The organism is Sporosarcina sp. E16_8, from assembly GCF_017347095.1.
Classification (GTDB): domain Bacteria; phylum Bacillota; class Bacilli; order Bacillales_A; family Planococcaceae; genus Sporosarcina.
Genome location: NZ_JADPRZ010000002.1, coordinates 34,089 through 51,530, shown reverse-complemented (window position 1 = coordinate 51,530; position 17,442 = coordinate 34,089). Strand labels below are relative to the sequence as shown.

Annotated in this window: 15 protein-coding genes; 9 read left to right on the top strand and 6 right to left on the bottom strand. The window is 39.2% G+C overall.

Going from position 1 to position 17,442, the window contains the following annotated elements; translation table 11 throughout:
• Positions 1-131 precede the first annotated feature (131 nt).
• From I2484_RS01980 to I2484_RS01965, 4 genes are all read left to right on the top strand, one after another.
• On the top strand, positions 132-2,768 hold the full coding sequence (locus tag I2484_RS01980) for a cation-translocating P-type ATPase (protein ID WP_207149351.1): 2,637 nt from the start codon (positions 132-134) through the stop codon (positions 2,766-2,768).
• A 105-nt stretch (positions 2,769-2,873) separates the two neighbouring features.
• Positions 2,874-3,155 (top strand): DUF6509 family protein, encoded by a 282-nt coding sequence (locus tag I2484_RS01975; protein ID WP_207149350.1) that lies wholly within the window; start codon positions 2,874-2,876, stop codon positions 3,153-3,155.
• A 193-nt stretch (positions 3,156-3,348) separates the two neighbouring features.
• Positions 3,349-4,332 (top strand): NAD(P)/FAD-dependent oxidoreductase, encoded by a 984-nt coding sequence (locus I2484_RS01970; RefSeq protein ID WP_207149349.1) that lies wholly within the window; start codon positions 3,349-3,351, stop codon positions 4,330-4,332.
• A 219-nt stretch (positions 4,333-4,551) separates the two neighbouring features.
• Entirely contained in the window at positions 4,552-4,731 is a 180-nt protein-coding gene (locus I2484_RS01965) for a hypothetical protein (RefSeq protein WP_207149348.1), read from the top strand.
• Positions 4,732-5,652: 921 nt separating this feature from the next.
• Here I2484_RS01965 and I2484_RS01960 read toward each other — a convergent pair.
• The 3 genes from I2484_RS01960 to I2484_RS21290 form a co-directional block, all read right to left on the bottom strand.
• A complete protein-coding gene (locus I2484_RS01960; protein ID WP_207149347.1) occupies positions 5,653-6,759 on the bottom strand; it encodes a DUF1648 domain-containing protein in 1,107 nt (368 codons plus the stop codon).
• 3 nt (positions 6,760-6,762) lie between these two features.
• Positions 6,763-7,146, bottom strand: a complete 384-nt coding sequence (locus tag I2484_RS01955) for a GntR family transcriptional regulator (protein WP_207149346.1) — start codon at positions 7,144-7,146, stop codon at positions 6,763-6,765.
• Positions 7,147-7,281: 135 nt separating this feature from the next.
• Complete coding sequence (locus I2484_RS21290) at positions 7,282-8,793, bottom strand: polysaccharide deacetylase family protein (RefSeq protein ID WP_218627895.1); 1,512 nt, start codon at positions 8,791-8,793, stop codon at positions 7,282-7,284.
• A 590-nt stretch (positions 8,794-9,383) separates the two neighbouring features.
• On the opposite strand from I2484_RS21290, the gene trhO reads away from it, so the two are divergent.
• Positions 9,384-10,358, top strand: a complete 975-nt coding sequence (gene trhO, locus I2484_RS01945; RefSeq protein ID WP_207149345.1) for an oxygen-dependent tRNA uridine(34) hydroxylase TrhO — start codon at positions 9,384-9,386, stop codon at positions 10,356-10,358.
• 72 nt (positions 10,359-10,430) lie between these two features.
• Here trhO and I2484_RS01940 read toward each other — a convergent pair whose 3' ends face one another.
• From I2484_RS01940 to I2484_RS01930, 3 genes are all read right to left on the bottom strand, one after another.
• Positions 10,431-10,679, bottom strand: a complete 249-nt coding sequence (locus I2484_RS01940) for a hypothetical protein (RefSeq protein WP_207149344.1) — start codon at positions 10,677-10,679, stop codon at positions 10,431-10,433.
• Positions 10,680-10,915: 236 nt separating this feature from the next.
• Positions 10,916-11,398, bottom strand: a complete 483-nt coding sequence (locus I2484_RS01935) for a hypothetical protein (protein ID WP_207149343.1) — start codon at positions 11,396-11,398, stop codon at positions 10,916-10,918.
• Entirely contained in the window at positions 11,395-11,601 is a 207-nt protein-coding gene (locus I2484_RS01930) for a helix-turn-helix transcriptional regulator (RefSeq protein ID WP_218627894.1), read from the bottom strand. Before I2484_RS01930 ends, I2484_RS01935 begins: the two co-directional genes overlap by 4 nt.
• 188 nt (positions 11,602-11,789) lie before the next feature.
• Between I2484_RS01930 and I2484_RS01925 the strand changes: the two genes are divergently transcribed.
• The 4 genes from I2484_RS01925 to I2484_RS01910 all read left to right on the top strand — a co-directional run bounded on the left by I2484_RS01925 (position 11,790) and on the right by I2484_RS01910 (position 17,309).
• Entirely contained in the window at positions 11,790-12,617 is an 828-nt protein-coding gene (locus tag I2484_RS01925) for a DUF368 domain-containing protein (RefSeq protein WP_207149342.1), read from the top strand.
• Between the two features lie 126 nt (positions 12,618-12,743).
• Entirely contained in the window at positions 12,744-14,639 is a 1,896-nt protein-coding gene (locus tag I2484_RS01920; RefSeq protein ID WP_207149341.1) for a PrkA family serine protein kinase, read from the top strand.
• 97 nt (positions 14,640-14,736) lie between these two features.
• The gene (gene yhbH, locus I2484_RS01915; RefSeq protein WP_207149589.1) at positions 14,737-15,903 is read left to right on the top strand and encodes a sporulation protein YhbH; all 1,167 of its coding nucleotides are present in this window, start codon (positions 14,737-14,739) and stop codon (positions 15,901-15,903) included.
• Positions 15,900-17,309, top strand: a complete 1,410-nt coding sequence (locus tag I2484_RS01910) for a SpoVR family protein (RefSeq protein ID WP_218627893.1) — start codon at positions 15,900-15,902, stop codon at positions 17,307-17,309. The genes yhbH and I2484_RS01910 overlap by 4 nt, the downstream gene beginning before the upstream one ends.
• Positions 17,310-17,442: the final 133 nt, after the last annotated feature.

The following is a 17,442-nucleotide window of genomic DNA, read 5'->3' as shown; positions in this document are numbered from 1 at the left end:
CTTTGTCAAAAAGGCTTGTAAAAGAGTTTTATGCACTAACACATAGAAATAGAAAAAAGGTAAGGTATGTAAGTAGATTTCAACAACCGGACAGATAGGGTGTTGAAAAGGTATACGGAGGGAACTGGAAAATGCAAAATGGAACTAAGCAATTGATGGATACGGATGTGTTAATTGGATTAAGTACAGAGGAAGCGGATAAAAGGCTGAATGAATACGGGGCGAATAAACTTACGGGAAGTAAAAGCCGTTCGTTGTTACAGCGGATTTTTGCGCAAATCAATAATGTGTTAATTTATGTACTAATCGTTGCTGCTGTTATTTCCGGAATACTTGGGGAAGTGGCTGACTCTATTATTATTGGATTGGTCGTAATCATCAATGCCATTGTGGGGGTCGTCCAGGAATCGAAAGCAGAGGAAGCGCTTCAAGCGTTGAAAAATATGGCAGTACCTAAAGCACTTGTAAGAAGGGACGGCGTCCAAAAAGAGATACCATCGGAAGAAGTCGTTCCAGGTGATGTAATTCTTCTTGATGCTGGCAGGTATGTTCCATGTGATTTAAGACTGATTGAATCGGTGAATTTGAAAATTGAAGAGGCGGCATTGACGGGCGAATCCGTTCCTGTTGAAAAGGACGCATATTTTACTGGAGAGCTCTCAATGCCAATTGGAGATCGAAAAGACATGGCCTTCATGTCGACATTGACTACATATGGACGTGCAACAGGAATTGCCATTGCAACAGGCATGAAAACGGAAATAGGGAAAGTAGCTACCATGCTTGACCAAGAAGTGGACGACGAGACACCACTTCAGAAAAGCCTTGCCCAATTAGGTAAATATCTTGGCATTGCGGCTGTTGCCATCTGTGTCGTCATATTTACGATTGGCGTACTTCAAGGGCGTGGCTATTTGGAAATGTTTATGTTAGCGGTCAGCCTTGCTGTCGCAGCAATACCAGAGGGGATGCCTGCAATCGTTTCAATCGTTCTTGCAATCGGCGTTCAACGGATGATAAAGCAAAACGTCATCATCCGTAAACTCCCTGCTGTGGAAGCGCTAGGCTCTGTGGATGTTATCTGTTCTGATAAAACTGGGACATTAACTCAAAATAGGATGACGGTTACAACGTTTTTTGCAGATGGGACTTTAAACGAGTTAAGTAAAGTCAATCTTAAAAATCCTATACAAAAACTGTTGTTTGAGAATATCGCATTGTGTAATGATGCGACGTATTCTAAAACTGGAGAAACAGGAGATCCAACAGAAATTGCCCTTGTCGTAGCAGCGATGGAATCCGGACTGGAAAAAGAGCAATTGGATGTTAACTATCCTAGAATCACGGAGTTACCATTCGATTCAAACCGGAAACGAATGACTACAGTACATCGATCTGCAGATGTAATTTATTCACATACGAAAGGAGCTATTGACGGCATCCTACAGAAGTGTACATATATTGAAGTGGCTGATGGGCCAAGAATACTTGATGAAAGCGACCGTCAATCAATCTTGGAAGCGGCAATGACGATGTCTTCTGTAGCGTTACGTGTATTAGGCTCCGCTTATAAGATTGTAGAAGAAGCCAAAGCCATGGAACTAGACCAAGCTGAAGAAGGATTGACATTCCTAGGACTTATCGGAATGATTGATCCACCGCGTGAAGAAGTGAAAGACGCGATTAAAGTTACGAAAGAAGCTGGGATTCGAACGGTCATGATTACCGGCGATCATCAGGACACGGCATTTGCAATAGCGAAAGAACTAGGAATTGCGACTCATAAATCCGAAGTAATTGAGGGGAAAACAATTGATTCGATGACAGGGGATCAATTGATAGAAAAAACCGGAGATATTAATGTCTATGCCCGTGTTTCACCAGAGCATAAGGTGAAGATTGTACAAGCACTTAAAGCAAAAGATCATACAGTGTCGATGACAGGGGATGGGGTCAACGATGCACCATCATTAAAAGCGGCAGATATTGGCGTGGCGATGGGGATTACGGGAACGGATGTTGCAAAAGGTGCAGCAGACATGATTTTGACAGATGATAATTTTTCGTCAATCGTGAAAGCTGTCGAAGAGGGACGCACGATTTACCGCAATATTAAAAAGTCCATCATATTCCTATTGTCCTGTAATCTTGGTGAAATTATTGCGCTTTTTGCTGCCATTTTGCTAGGCTGGCCGTTACTGTTGCGTCCAATTCATATTCTGTGGATAAATCTTGTTACAGATACATTTCCAGCGCTATCACTCGGCGTGGATCCTGAAGAGCCTGGAGTAATGAAAGAAAAACCACGACACCGGCATGAGAGTATATTCAGAGGATCCATTCCATTTTTAATTTTTAATGGAATTTTGATTGGTGCGATTACACTCGTCGCTTTCATGATTGGAGTGTATATGTCAGGTGAGTATGCAGGCAGTTTCCTAGCCCTGTTTTCATCTGATATTCCAGAAAGTGCACTTGTTCATGGCCAGACAATGGCTTTCATCGCTCTGAGCTTCTCCCAACTTGTTCACTCCCTCAACTTCAGATCGATGGACAAGTCTGTATTTACAGCGGGAATTTTTAAAAACAAATTCTTAATTTACTCAATTTTACTTGGAATCATTTTGCAGGTGGTCATTGTGTCAGTTGGTCCAATCGCAAAAGTCTTCAGTGTGCAGTCATTAGGATTTTTAGAGTGGGTAGTTATTGCCATTATGAGTCTGTTGCCTCTTGTCCTAAATGAGTTCATTAAATTTATTAAAAAGTAAGGTGTGCACCAAAGTTTCCCCTTTTGGTGTTGAATGATGTATTATGATGAATGGTAGCTTTATTGTTGAGGAATCCAAAATTGTAAGTGAGAGGTTGGTACTACTATGAATATTACTGAGCACATTATTAAAAAAATTAACGATCCTACAGGGATCATTGCTGGAGAACGTTATGAATACCGATTGTATATTGATCTTGATGAAGAAGATGAGCTTTATTCTGAAGGTGGAACTGGTCTTCGAGTAATCTTTGCAATTGACGAGGATGAAGGCCGTATTGCATCTTATCACTTCTTTGAGCGTTCAAGTGAGAAAGTTCTTGATTTTGAATTAGAAGATGACGAGAAAGCAATTGCTCTTGAGTATTGCAGAACGCATCGTGAATAGTAAGAAGTAAAAAGCCTGTACACATATCGAATATGTGTACAGGCTTTTTGTTGCGTACCTTTAATTCAAAATCAGTAGAATTGTTCTGTATAAATCAGATTATGTGTATTTTATTGTATTTTGTTAGATAATGTGTAGAGTGGGTAGAGAAGAAAACTTTTATCCGATACTAATCTAATTGGAGTGTTTGCATATGAATAACGAAATCGTTGATATTACAATTATCGGTGGGGGACCAACAGGACTCTTCGCTTCGTTCTATGCTGGAATGCGGGAAATGTCGGTGAAAATCATCGATAGCTTGCCACAACTTGGCGGTCAGCTGATCGAACTGTATCCCGATAAAGATATATATGATGTGGGCGGGTTCCCGAAAATCCTTGCGAAAGATTTCGTGGCGAATCTAGTAACGCAAGCTCATTATGCGAAACCGGAAATCCTTCTTGGAGAAACGGCTTTGTCGGCAACGCGTGATGGAGATCACTTCATTCTCAAAACGGATAAAGGGGTTCATTTGACACGTACCATACTTTTGACAGCTGGGATCGGTGCATTCCAACCACGTAAGATTGGTCTTCCTGAAGAAGTACAATTTGAAGGGAACACGCTTCATTACAGCATTAAGGATCTAACCATTTTTAAAGATAAAAATGTTCTCGTTTGTGGTGGTGGGGACTCAGCAGTTGACTGGTCACTTATGCTGGAGGATATCGCTTCAACTGTGACATTGGTTCACCGTCGTGAACGCTTTACTGCACATGAGACGAGCGTTAATCAACTGCTGGAATCGAAAGTGGAAGTGAAAACTTCCCGTGCTGTTAAAGTGATCGAAGGAGAAGATGGCAAGGTCAGTGGAATTGTCTTGGCAGAAAAAGACGGAACTGAAGAACGTCTTGACGTCGATCACTTAATTGTAAACTACGGTAATATATCTTCTCTTGGGCCTCTGAAAGATTGGGGACTAGAAATGGATCGTAACTCGATTATGGTTAACACGCGTATGGAGACAAACATCGAAGGCATCTACGCAGCTGGGGACGTTACGAATTATGAGGGCAAAGTAAAGTTAATTGCTGTTGGACTTGGTGAAGCGCCGATCGCAGTGAATCACGCGAAGGCTTATGTTGATCCAAAAGCAAGATTGCAGCCACTTCATAGTACAAGTATCTTTGGTTGATTATAGTTTAAGGTAAATTGAAAAACCGCCATGTGCGGTTTTTTTGTTGCTTGAAATATGAGGGGATTTTCACAGTAAATCATGTGTATATCACTAATTAATGAAATGTTCAGGCTAATACGAGCATAGTAGTAGTAGAGGAATCACTTTCAAGTAACGGAGTATAGACGAATGATAATTTGAGAGCCAAGACTTTCATACGGAGAGGGAGCTGTCAAGATGATTTTGTATATAATTCTTGTAATCGTTCTATTACTTTTCGCGTTAGCTTGGCTAATAGATTGGAGAAGAAAGAAAAATATTAATTATCCCCATACCCCTACTAATCCAAACGCTAAGCCAGGGGATAGTAGGAACTATATGATGGGAGACAACAAATATACAAACGGCGGAGAATAATTGTTTTAAGTTAAACTATAGGGGATCGTTGTATAAAATGTGGAATTAATTATGAGGAAAAGAGGTTAATCACGATAATGAACGTCAAACGAATGAAACTCACTTGATTCATCTTGATTTAAACTCTACTATTTTCAATTGTGTTTGTACTGTGCGATCCATTGACACCTATTTTTATCCGCCGCCAGTCCATCCGACCTATTGTACGAGTTAAACAAGAAACAAAAAACAACCTACCACTTGGAGTCTGTTTACAATTCTCAAACGCAGGGGATTTATTAAACCATAAGCATCCAAATGTGTTGATTGACCAAAGTTAATCAGTAAATCACTGCAAATTTTTGTGATAAAACACCAGATGCACTATGTACAGGTGTTTTCGGATCGCTTGGACTGAACGACTACTCTATCATTAACGGGATTTTTTGCTGCTTACTCCTTCTCTATAGCATTTCTTTTTTAAATTTAAGGTAGTGTCACTTTCTCTATACCGTCACACTGTTACTTGTATGATCTTTGCTAAATTAAGAAAAGATGGCTTTATTAAAAGTGGTGAAGTGCCCGAAATTTCATCTTCCGGTACTTGCCACCTCTCTAGAGAGGAAGTTATTCTTATATTTTCCAAAGTAGTTGCATTTTTCACTAGAACATTGTAGGTACGCGGGAGACAGATAGTCGCAACAGGATGACCGAAAAAATATGGGTGGAAATGACAAAGTCATTTCCACCCATATTTAACGTGCGGTAAAGGTGTGGTGATCATTTCGTGCAAAGTGAGCCGGAAATGTACATGTGCAAATGTAGACTTTTATGCTTTTCTTATGGCTACTTTATGTGAGAACGTAGTTAATAAACAGACGTGATAAGCAAAAACACTCTATATAGCCCAAAACGTTTTTTCTGAAATATGCTGCTTTTAAACTATAAAAAGAAAGAAATAGCTAGGATGAGTAGCAGTGGACCAAACAGGATAATGTAACCGATCGGATTAGCAAAGTTGATTGTCCAGCCTACACCAAATCGTTTCTCAACAAAAATGGAAGAATCGTCTTTATTCACATAAAAGACCCCGGCTTTCCAGTACTTATCGTCATCCACGTCAGTGATACCAGTAATAGAATCATATTCAATCTCGACATTGATCCGTGAGCCACTCTGACCGACTTTGAAAGCATATACAGCTGTCGCGACTAGGATAATTAGTGAAAATCCTAGCGGCAACGCGAGCATGAGCGCCGCATTTCCAAGTCCTTCATGGATTGTTGTAAGCTGTAGGAATCCGAAAAGGACGGTCATTAGTACGCTTGTCATAAATAGTAACCAACTTGTGTATTTACGGAACGACAATTGTTGAACTTGAGATGTTTTTCGTTTTGCGGCATTTAACTTGATGCCGGATTTTTTTATGAATGCATTGATTCCTAGCATCATTCCTTGCATAATCAACAGAATGAGCAGAAGGGCAATTACAGAAAAGGGTGTTTTCGGGCTAAAGGCATCAGCTTGGCCACTTGGCCCCCAATGCGTTGGAATCATACTAGGCATACTAGCGTATTGGGTTGCGGTATAGGCGATAAGGCCAATAGTAATAATCATTGGTATTGCATAGACAAACGAAGGAAGCATTTCATTTTTTGTTCGGATTGCTAAATCAGCAATTCGGACTTGTTTCAAATGTAAACCCCATTCATTGATTTGTTTCAGATGTGTTGTTTTTGCGTGAAAGTAAAAATAGAGTCCCATACTCAAAAAGAGGATACCAAACTGAATCGCTAATCCAGTTAAGATGATTTTGCCTTCCGTCAGGCTGCTTATGTTGGCCCAGGTAAAATAAGCAATTAGTGAAATGAGACCGGTAATGAAAATAGTTGCAGCATATATTTTCTTGAATGATGCAATTGTAGGGTCGTCTGTATGACCTTCTGGAATCGTTACACCGAACGCAATTGTTCGTCTCAATAAAAATGGGATGGCAGATTGCAGTACAAAGATAAAACCTATCATGACTAAAAAAATAGTAATCCCCATTCTTTACTCCTCCTTAATAGATAAAATAATAGATGAAATAAGTTTATTAATAGCTTCGGGGTTCATCCCGAGTACGATTGCTTCGATGATGATTGGTTTGATTTCTATGGAGATTCTTTCAAGATGGTCCACACGAATCTTATCTTTTGAAAGAGGATTGACGATAGCCCCTGATTTTGGAACGATCCGAATGATTTCTTTTCTTTCAAGTTCATGGTAAGCCTTATTGACGGTATGCATATTCATGCCAAGGTCTGCTGCTAATGATCGAACGGATGGTAGCGCATCTCCACTTACCAGTTTCCCGCGAGCAATCGCTTCGATTAGTTGCGAGGCCAATTGTGCGTAAATTGGAATATCCGATTCCGGTTCGATTTGGATGAACATTTAATTACCTCCTAACTGTTCTAATACTATTATAACAGAAGTGTTCTATTGTGTATAGAGCAAGCGTTAGTTTATAGCAATCAATTTCGCTGAAAACACCCCTGAACATCAAGTCCAGGGGTGTAAAGTAATTGCTTATTTTAACTCTGAAACTTTGACGAATGTATAGCCTTCACTTTGCAAGTAAGCTAGGACTGCATCGAGACCGTCTGCTGTTGATTTGTGAATATCGTGCATAAGAACAATGCTGCCATCTTTTGTTGCACCTTTTACATGTTCAAGAAGTTGGTTTGGATCACGATGTTTCCAGTCAAGCGTATCAACATCCCATAGAACGACTGGTAAGTTTGTTTGGCTACGAACAGCCTTGTTTACTGCACCATAAGGGGGCCTGAATACAGTTACTTTCTGACCCGTGACATTTTCAATAATGGAAGAGGTCTCGTTAATTTCAGTGCGAACCTTTTCCATTCCCGCTTTTGTTAAATCGGGGTGGTTCCAGGTATGATTCCCAAGCTCGTGACCAGCTTCTTGCACTTTTTTTGCGATTTCAGGGTAGTATTCAACCCGGCTACCAAGCATGAAAAATGTTGCTTTTGCATTGTATTTATTCAAAGTCTCAAGAATTTGAGTGGTTACTTTAGGATCGGGTCCGTCGTCGAATGTAAGGGCAATTTGTTTGATGCTATTATCGACTTCATCTTTGGATCCTTCCGTTCCATCTTCTGTAGTATCACTATTACTATTACCTTGATTGTTCGAGGACTCTATATCCTTAGGAGGGGTAGCTGTATTTTCCTCCTTTACCGGATCTTTGGTAATCCCAGACTCATCAGTGTCTTCAATTACTAATTGGAGTTTATCGGAAAGTAAGCTATTTAAATCACTTAATGGAATTGCGATAATTGGTGGACCGACTGCTCCCGCTGCTAGCTCATATTCATTGAAATAAAGAATAAGAGATTCATCTGTGATTGCGAAATTATCGAAGTTCGCCCAGATTGGTTCCGTCTGGATATGCACTTCTTCTGGGAAAAGATGATCAGCTAGTAAAGGATCGTTGTATATTGCTTCACGTACTAAAGTAGAAAGTGTTGCAAGATTTTTCGGATTCCGTCCGAAGACATCTGCAATTGTAAAGTTTTCTCCTGTTTCAGGATTCAAATGAAATGATCGAATTTCAGTTGTACCGTTTGCCCCTCCTGTTGAACTACTATTAACAAGAACAAAAGAATAGTTCCCGGAATGATGGGAAAGGGTTTCAAAAGAAATGTTTAGTTCGCCAGTGAATTTACTACCACGTTTTTTGTTTTCTTCCATTGTTGTTAAATAGTTTTGTTTTGCTGTTATTATGTATTTGGAAATAGCTTCATTGAATGGATTATGTAAACTTTGTGGATATTGGATGGCGAATGGTATATATGTATCATTTGAAGTTTCCGTAATGATTTTAATACCTGGATAGTGGGAGTCAATCGTATCGATAACGACCGAAGCCGTAGCTTGTTCCTTTTTAGGAAACGAAGAAGCCTCATTTTTAGTAGTTTGTGAAATTAAATAGATGGCTGATACCGTTAATGCGATGATAGCAATAGAAAATGTAACGTCTATCCAAGATGAACGGCGTTTTCGGTGCGTATTTTTCATGTTAAAGGCTCCTTTACTGTTTATAAAATGTTAGACGGGTGAGTCTCGTTAATAGTTTCAAAAAGTTATATATATATGTCGAAATCTATCATTAAACATACTTTTATAGTATACATGAAAAAATAGAATGTACCAAGTATTGACATAAAATTAGAGGGTAGAGATTCATCTTAGTGACTAGAAGGGTAATTTGGTTATATTTTTACTGTAAATATTTTTTTTGCCAACGTTGCTAAAGAAGCTTTTTACGTCCAGACTCCAACACCTAGAGTCCCTGGTCATAAGTCAGTCCTGCTAGGAAGGATTAAAATTGCATCCTTCCCGGGTGGAAAACACAGCTTCGCTAGTCCGCCTTATGCTTGCCGCGGGCCTACAGGACGTAGCTCATGCAGTCTTTGCCAAATGACGCGGTGACTTTAGATTGCATTTATTTGTACATGCGCTTGCGCTTTTGTCTGTTTGTGCTATAATATCAGCGTCCCGGATCTTGCAAATACGGGTTTGCTTTTGTATATTTACAATTATTTGTGAATAATCCGAGCCGATTGTTGCTATAACATGCAATTATAAAAACAAGGTGGTTGGAATGAATGGAAAAAAACGCATACCAGGTTCTTCTCTATTACAAATATGTATCGATTGAAGATCCTGAAACGTTAGCTGTTGAACATTTGGCGGCATGTAATGAAATTGGTTTAAAAGGTCGTATTATCTTAGGTACTGAAGGCATCAATGGTACATGTTCGGGAACTGTTGAACAAACGGAAGCGTACATGAACATGATGAGAAACGATGATCGATTCAAAGATGTCGTTTACAAAATCGACGAAGTAGATGGACATACATTCAAAAAAATGCATGTGCGAGCTCGTGAAGAAATCGTTAACTTGAGTTTGCCTGATGATATTAATCCAAATGAATTAACGGGCAATTACTTAAGCCCTGAAGAGTTCTACAAGCAGATGCAAGATGAAGATACAGTTGTCATCGATGCACGTAATGACTATGAGTTCGATCTTGGACACTTCCGTGGTGCAGTTCGTCCAGAGATTGAAAACTTCCGCGATTTGCCTGAATGGATTCGCGACAATAAAGAACAGTTCGAAGGGAAGAAAATCCTGACGTATTGCACTGGTGGAATTCGTTGTGAAAAATTCTCAGGTTGGCTTGTACGTGAAGGTTTCGAAGATGTTGGTCAATTGCACGGAGGAATCGTCACGTACGGAAAAGATCCTGTTGCCAAAGGCCAGCTTTGGGACGGACAATGTTATGTATTTGACGAGCGAATCGCAGTTCCAATCAATCAAGTGGAGCATGTAATCGTTGGCCGTGATCATTTTGATGGCACTCCATGTGAGCGCTATGTGAACTGTGCGAATCCTATATGTAACGCAAAAATCATTTGTTCTGAAGAAAACGAGTATTTGTATATGCGTAGCTGTACGGACGAATGCCGTACACACCCACGAAACCGTTACTTCGTTGAGCATAACTTAACAGTAGAGCAATATGATGAGCGTCTTGAAGAAATTGAACGTCGTAAAAATAAAACACACGCGGTTTAAATGGAAAACGCCTAAACAGATGAACCTGTTTAGGCGTTTTTGTGTTTGGACTGAAAGTGTATCGTCAGGTACTTATTGTAAATAATGATGGCGATAGGAAAAGTAATACGTGATCAAACCGGTAATCGGGATGGATGCAGCAGTAAGTATAGTCAACATAATTGGGAACTTCCCTTCGAAAGTTAGCATTAATGCCATTGTCGCTAGGGCGATAGGCGTGAGAATAAGTATGGCTAAAAGAGCATTTTTTGCCGCTTTTCCAGTTATTATTGCTTCCCGTTCATCATTCGAATTAAATTCAGGCAAAATCATTTCCTTCATAACAAATCGGCCGTCAGGGCTGTTCTTTATATATCTATACTGTTGAAAATGAATGAGCCCTAGGACAATCAAAAAGGAAAGCATGATATATAGTCTTGAGCTACTGTTTGAGCTACTGAGTGAAGTAGGTGAATCATAATTAAAAATGCTGAATGCATAAAGACTAAATGTGATAGTTACCAAAACTCTAAGAGATATAGCTATTGTTAAGCTTCTCATCTGAAATCCCCTACCTTTTATTTATGTTGTAGTACTTTAAATGAAATCAAATACGTCAGCAATCCAACTATAGGAATAGAGGCCGTTGTAAAGAGTGGATACCAAATGTAGTCAACAAAATAATTTGGGATGAACATGTAAGAACCAATTATGAAAAATGAGTAAACTAAAATAAAGACGAATGCATTACTGACTGCCTTATGTGTAATTTGAACAGCTCGTTCATCTGAAACATCATATTCTGCTGCTAAGAATGCATTCAAGATAGAATGTTTGTTTCTACGGACGAGAATAAATTGTACGATATTTATGATGACAAATAAAATGGCAATTATTATAAAAATAACCCCTGGCCACCTTGTAATAAAGACTTCAAACCCATCAATATAGCCCCGGTCCATTTGAATAAATAGCTGCTCAACCCTTAAAAAATCAAAAACCATTACCGAGAAAGATAGCAGTAGCATAATCCTTAGAAACACTGTAATGTACATACTCATTTCTTCTTCTCCTCCTTCGAAAAAATCCTCTCAATCGGCATATCAAACACCTCCGCTATATTCATAGCTAGCAACAGGGAAGGGGTGTAGCTGCCCTTTTCTAGCGAGACGATTGTTTGTCTTGTTACCCCGACATTTTCGGCAAGTCCACTTTGTGTCAAATTGAAACGCGCTCTTAATTCCTTCACGCGGTTTGTAAGCAAATAGATTCCTCCTTACTGCATGTTAGATAGATTGTATAGTAAGTTATTCCTTTTGTAAAGTTAACTATACAATAAGGATGCTTAGCTTTACATGTCGTTGCCCTAAATTGTCATTTCTCCCCCTTACCCGTAGACCCGTTAAAGTGTTATACTTATACCATTCAATTGAAATTGGAGGAACTATAGTTATGCAATGGAGAAATTTATATCGCGGATTCTTTATGGGGATAAGCGATCTTATTCCTGGCGTGAGCGGAGGAACAATTGCGTTCATTTTGGGGATTTATGATGAATTATTAGCAGCGATTAGCGGATTTTTCAGCCGCAATTGGAAAAAACACATCGGATTTTTACTGCCACTAGGGATTGGAATTGGTGCTACACTTCTACTGTTCAGTAGGGTAATCGAATACTTGCTTAAAAATCATCCTGCACCTACTCAGTTTTTCTTTATGGGGCTTGTCATTGGTGTGCTACCTTTCATTACAAAGCAAGCGGGTGTGAAGAGGAATTTTACATGGAAACATTTCATAGTTATTCTGTTGGTTGGAGCAGCACTCGCTTCGCTGGCATTCATTAAACCACAAGATACCGCTGTTATTACATCCTTGACGGCCTCCAACGCGATTGGGCTCTTTTTCGCTGGATGGGCGGGAAGCATGGCCATGCTATTGCCAGGCATTAGCGGTTCATTTATTTTGCTGATATTGGGCGTCTACTCGACGGCAATTGGTGCATTATCGAACTTTAATTTACCCATAATAGCCGTTATCGGTGCGGGAGTCATTGTCGGGTTCATCGTCAGCAGCAAAGCAATCAGTTATTTGCTTAAGCATTTTATGTACATCACATTTGCTGTGATTATCGGACTTATTGTCGGTTCGTTATTCGTCATCTATCCAGGGATTCCCGAAAGTGGAACGCCATTTGTTATGAGTGTCATTGCTTTCTTTACAGGTATCGTCGTCGCGAATATGTTCAGTTCACCCAACAAAGCATCAATCGTTAATAATTAGTGAAAAGTGCCGCATTCAGAAACGGATTGAACCGTTTCTGGATGTGGCACTTTTCATATTGACCGTCATTATAACTTCTCCCCTCGCATACTATGGATAAAACATGCCCTGACTGGAGGGAAATTGATGGATATATTAAACAAAGTGAGAAACTTCCGAGAAGAAGAAAACAGACTTAAGTGGGAAGGCACGTTTGCTGAGTACCTAACCATAGTTAAGGACAGAAAAGAAGTCGCACAAACTGCACATTCACGTGTTTATAATATGATTAAAAGCTCTGGGTTAGTGGAGAAAGACGGTAACAGGCTCTATCAATTTTTTGGAGAAGAGATTTTTGGACTGGAAGAGTCAATCGAAAGACTTGTAGAAGAATACTTTCATCCTGCAGCTAAAAGACTAGAGGTTCGTAAACGGATTCTGTTATTGATGGGTCCCGTGAGTGGTGGTAAATCTACGATCGTGACGTTATTGAAACGTGGGCTTGAGAACTATTCCAAAACAGACGAGGGTGCGGTTTACGCCATCAAAGGCTGTCCAATGCATGAAGATCCACTGCATTTAATCCCGCAGAACTTGCGCAAAGATTTTTTAGAGGGGTATGGTATTCGTATTGAAGGCAGCTTGTCGCCGTTGAATTCAATGCGGCTGGAACAAGAATACGACGGAGAAATTGAAAATGTACTGGTAGAACGAATCTTTTTCTCAGAAGACAAACGTGTAGGCATTGGAACATTTACACCTTCCGATCCAAAATCACAGGATATTGCAGATTTAACGGGTAGTATCGACTTTTCCACAATTGCCGAATTTGGTTCCGAATCGGATCCGCGTGCTTATCGCTTTGACGGTGAATTGAATAAAGCAAACAGAGGTATGATGGAATTTCAGGAAATGCTTAAGCTGGATGAGAAGTTTTTATGGCACTTATTATCGCTCACCCAGGAAGGTAACTTTAAGGCAGGCAGGTTCGCCTTGATTAGCGCAGATGAACTAATTGTCGCGCATACCAACGAAACAGAGTACCGGTCATTTATTTCCAATAAAAAGAACGAGGCCCTTCACTCCAGAATTATTGTGATGCCGATTCCTTATAATCTAAAAGTTAGTCAGGAAGAATGTATTTACGAAAAAATGATTAAAGAAAGTGATATGACACATGTTCATATTGCTCCACATGCTTTAAAGGTAGCGGCGATATTTTCAGTGTTGACACGATTGGAAGACTCCAAGAAACAAGGAGTTGATACTGTAAAGAAAATGCGTCTCTATGACGGGGAGAATGTAGAAGGATTTAATCAAATGGATGTGGAGGAATTGAAGAAGGAATTTCCGAATGAAGGAATGAATGGTATTGATCCGCGTTATGTCATTAACCGTATTTCCTCAGCTATCATACGGAAAGAAGTTTCTTCAATCAATGCACTTGATGTCTTACGTTCATTGAAAGACGGGCTAGACCAGCATGCCTCTATTTCGCAGGCAGACCGTGATAAATATATGAACTATATTGCAATCGCAAGAAAAGAATTTGATGAAATTGCCAAGAAAGAAGTGCAAAAAGCATTTGTATATTCCTATGAAGAATCTGCTATTTCGCTGATGGATAACTACCTTGATAACGTAGAGGCCTATTGCAATAAAAATAAATTGAGGGATTTATTAACAGGAGAAGAAATGAATCCGGATGAAAAACTCATGAGATCCATCGAGGAACAAATCGGCATTTCGGAAAATGCGAAAAAAGCGTTTAGAGAGGAAATCCTCATTCGGCTTTCTGCCTATGCGAGAAGCGGGAAACGTTTTGACTACAATTCTCATGAACGTTTGCGGGAAGCCATTCAAAAGAAACTGTTTGCTGATCTAAAAGACGTCGTCAAAATCACCACTTCATCAAAAACACCGGATGAATCGCATCTTAAAAAAGTGAACGAAGTGATTGCAAGGCTCATTGATGAGCATGGTTATAATTCTATATCTGCAAATGAATTACTACGCTATGTCGGTAGTTTGTTAAATCGATAATACCAGGAAGAGATGAGAACAAGACTGATGCAGCATTAGTCTTGTTCTTTTCTAAAATCAGCGGCAAACATTGGATAAAAGATGGGTGTGGATGATGATGAATGAAAAAGACAATGAACATTTTGCTATCTCGCAAGAAAACTGGTCTCTCCACCGAAAAGGACATCAAGATCAGAAACGTCATTTAGATAAAGTAAAAGAAGCAATCCACAATAATTTACCGGATTTAATCAGTGAGGAAAGTATTATCTTGTCAAAAGGTAAGGATGTTATTAAAATCCCCATAAGATCGCTTGATGAATATAAAATTCGGTACAATCACGACAAATCAAAGCATGTTGGGCAAGGAAATGGCGATAGTCAGGTAGGTGATGTGGTTGCGAAAGATGGATCACAGGGGAAAAGTGGCCCCGGTACAGGAAAACAAGCAGGGGACCAAGCGGGGCAAGATTATTATGAGGCGGAAGTTTCGATTGCTGAAATAGAAGATGCCTTGTTTAAAGAAATGGAATTACCGGATTTGGAACAAAAAGAGCAAGCTGAAAACACAGCTGAAAAAATCGAGTTTAATGATATCCGTAAAAAAGGGCTTATCGGAAATATCGATAAAAAACGAACGATTTTAACAGCTATTAAAAGGAATGCAATAAAAGGTAAAGCTGAAATTGCTCCATTCAACAATGACGATTTACGATTTAAAACATGGGATGATGTAAAAAAGCCAGAATCTAAAGCAGTTGTTCTTGCAATGATGGATACAAGTGCATCAATGGGTAATTTTGAAAAAATGATGGCAAGAAGTTTCTTCTTTTGGATGGCAAACTTTTTACGAACGAAATATGAAACAGTTGAGTTTGAATTTATTGCGCATCATACAGAAGCGAAAGTGGTGACGGAAGAAGACTTTTTCTCAAAAGGAGAAAGTGGGGGTACCATTTGTTCGTCGGCCTATTTAAAGGCACTAGAGTTGATTGAGATGAAATACAATCCGGCACGTTATAATATTTATCCGTTTCACTTTTCTGATGGCGAGAATATGTCGTCTGATAACGACAAATGCATAAAGCTTGTTCAAGAAATTATGGCTGTTTCCAATATGTTTGGTTACGGTGAAGTTAATGCCTATAACCGTTTTTCAACAATGATGTCCTCATTTAAAAAAATCGATGACCCGAAATTCCGTCATTATGTATTGAAAGAAAAACGAGATGTCTACTATGCGCTTAAAAGCTTTTTTCATAAAAACTCGGAGGGATTCGATTGACGGAAATAAAAGCGCTTCATCGTGCGATTGATGAAATTACAGAAATCGCAACTGGATTTGGTCTCGACTATTATCCGATGCGGTATGAAATTTGCCCTGCCGATATTATTTACACGTTCGGGGCGTATGGGATGCCAACCCGTTTTACTCATTGGAGTTTTGGAAAGCAGTTTCATAAAATGAAGCTTCAGTATGATCTTGGTTTGAGTCAAATCTATGAATTAGTTATTAATTCTAATCCTTGTTATGCGTTTTTACTGGATACGAACAGCCTTATTCAAAACAAACTTATTGTTGCCCATGTTCTTGCCCACTGTGATTTTTTCAAAAATAATGTCCGATTCTCTAATACAAGAAAAGACATGGTAGAGAGTATGACTGCGACGGCTGAACGCATTGCGAATTATGAAATGATTCATGGTAAAGAAGAGGTCGAACATTTTTTAGATGCCGTATTAGCCATTCAGGAACATATAGATCCTTCTATCCTAAGGCATCAACGGCCAGCCGATGACTTGAATGAGGAAAGTGTTGAGGAAGAAATTATACGGAAAACGCCTTATGATGATTTATGGAATTTGGATAGAAAAGCGGCAGCGAAGATAGTAACAACTCCAAAGGGAAAGAAAGTACCTCCAAACCAGGAAAAAGACATTTTACTTTTTATTTTAGAATATAGTCGTGAACTGGAAGAATGGCAACGTGATATATTAACGATGATGCGTGAGGAAATGCTCTACTTTTGGCCGCAGCTTGAAACGAAAATTATGAATGAGGGTTGGGCATCTTTTTGGCATCAACGCATTTTGAGGGAAATGGATTTAACGTCAGATGAAACAATTGAATTTGCTACATTGAATGCAAATGTTATCCAGCCTTCAAAAACCTCCATCAATCCCTATTATCTGGGATTGAAAATCTACGAAGATATTGAAAAGAGATATAATAGTCCAACGGAGAAAATGAGAAGATTAGGGGTACAGCCTAATACAGGTATAGAAAAAATTTTTGAAGTGAGAGAAATTGAATCGGATATATCCTTTATCCGCAACTATGTCACCAAAGAGTTGGTTCAGCAGGAAGATTTATATCTATTTGAAAAAAAGGGCGGCAACTATCAAATTACCACTAAAGATTATGAAGACGTAAGAAATCAATTAGTCTCTATGCGCGTAAACGGTGGTTTTCCATATATAGTAGTTGAAAATGGGGATTACTTGCGTAATGGAGAACTGTATTTGGTGCATAAATACGAAGGTACCGAACTGGACCTTAAGTATTTAGAAAGTGTGCTACCTTATATTTATCAATTATGGGGACGAATTGTACATTTAGAAACGTATGTAGAGAATTTACAAGTCGTCTATTCGTATGATCGCAACAAGGTATATCGACGGTATGTGTAGGCGATTGTACGCTAACCAATAGCCAAACAGCGATATTTACGAAATTCTAAAGAGATTTGTTGCGCAGGCGTCATAGATTTGTTAATAGGTATCGTACTATCCCACGATTGGATTTTCGGTCGTGGGATATTTT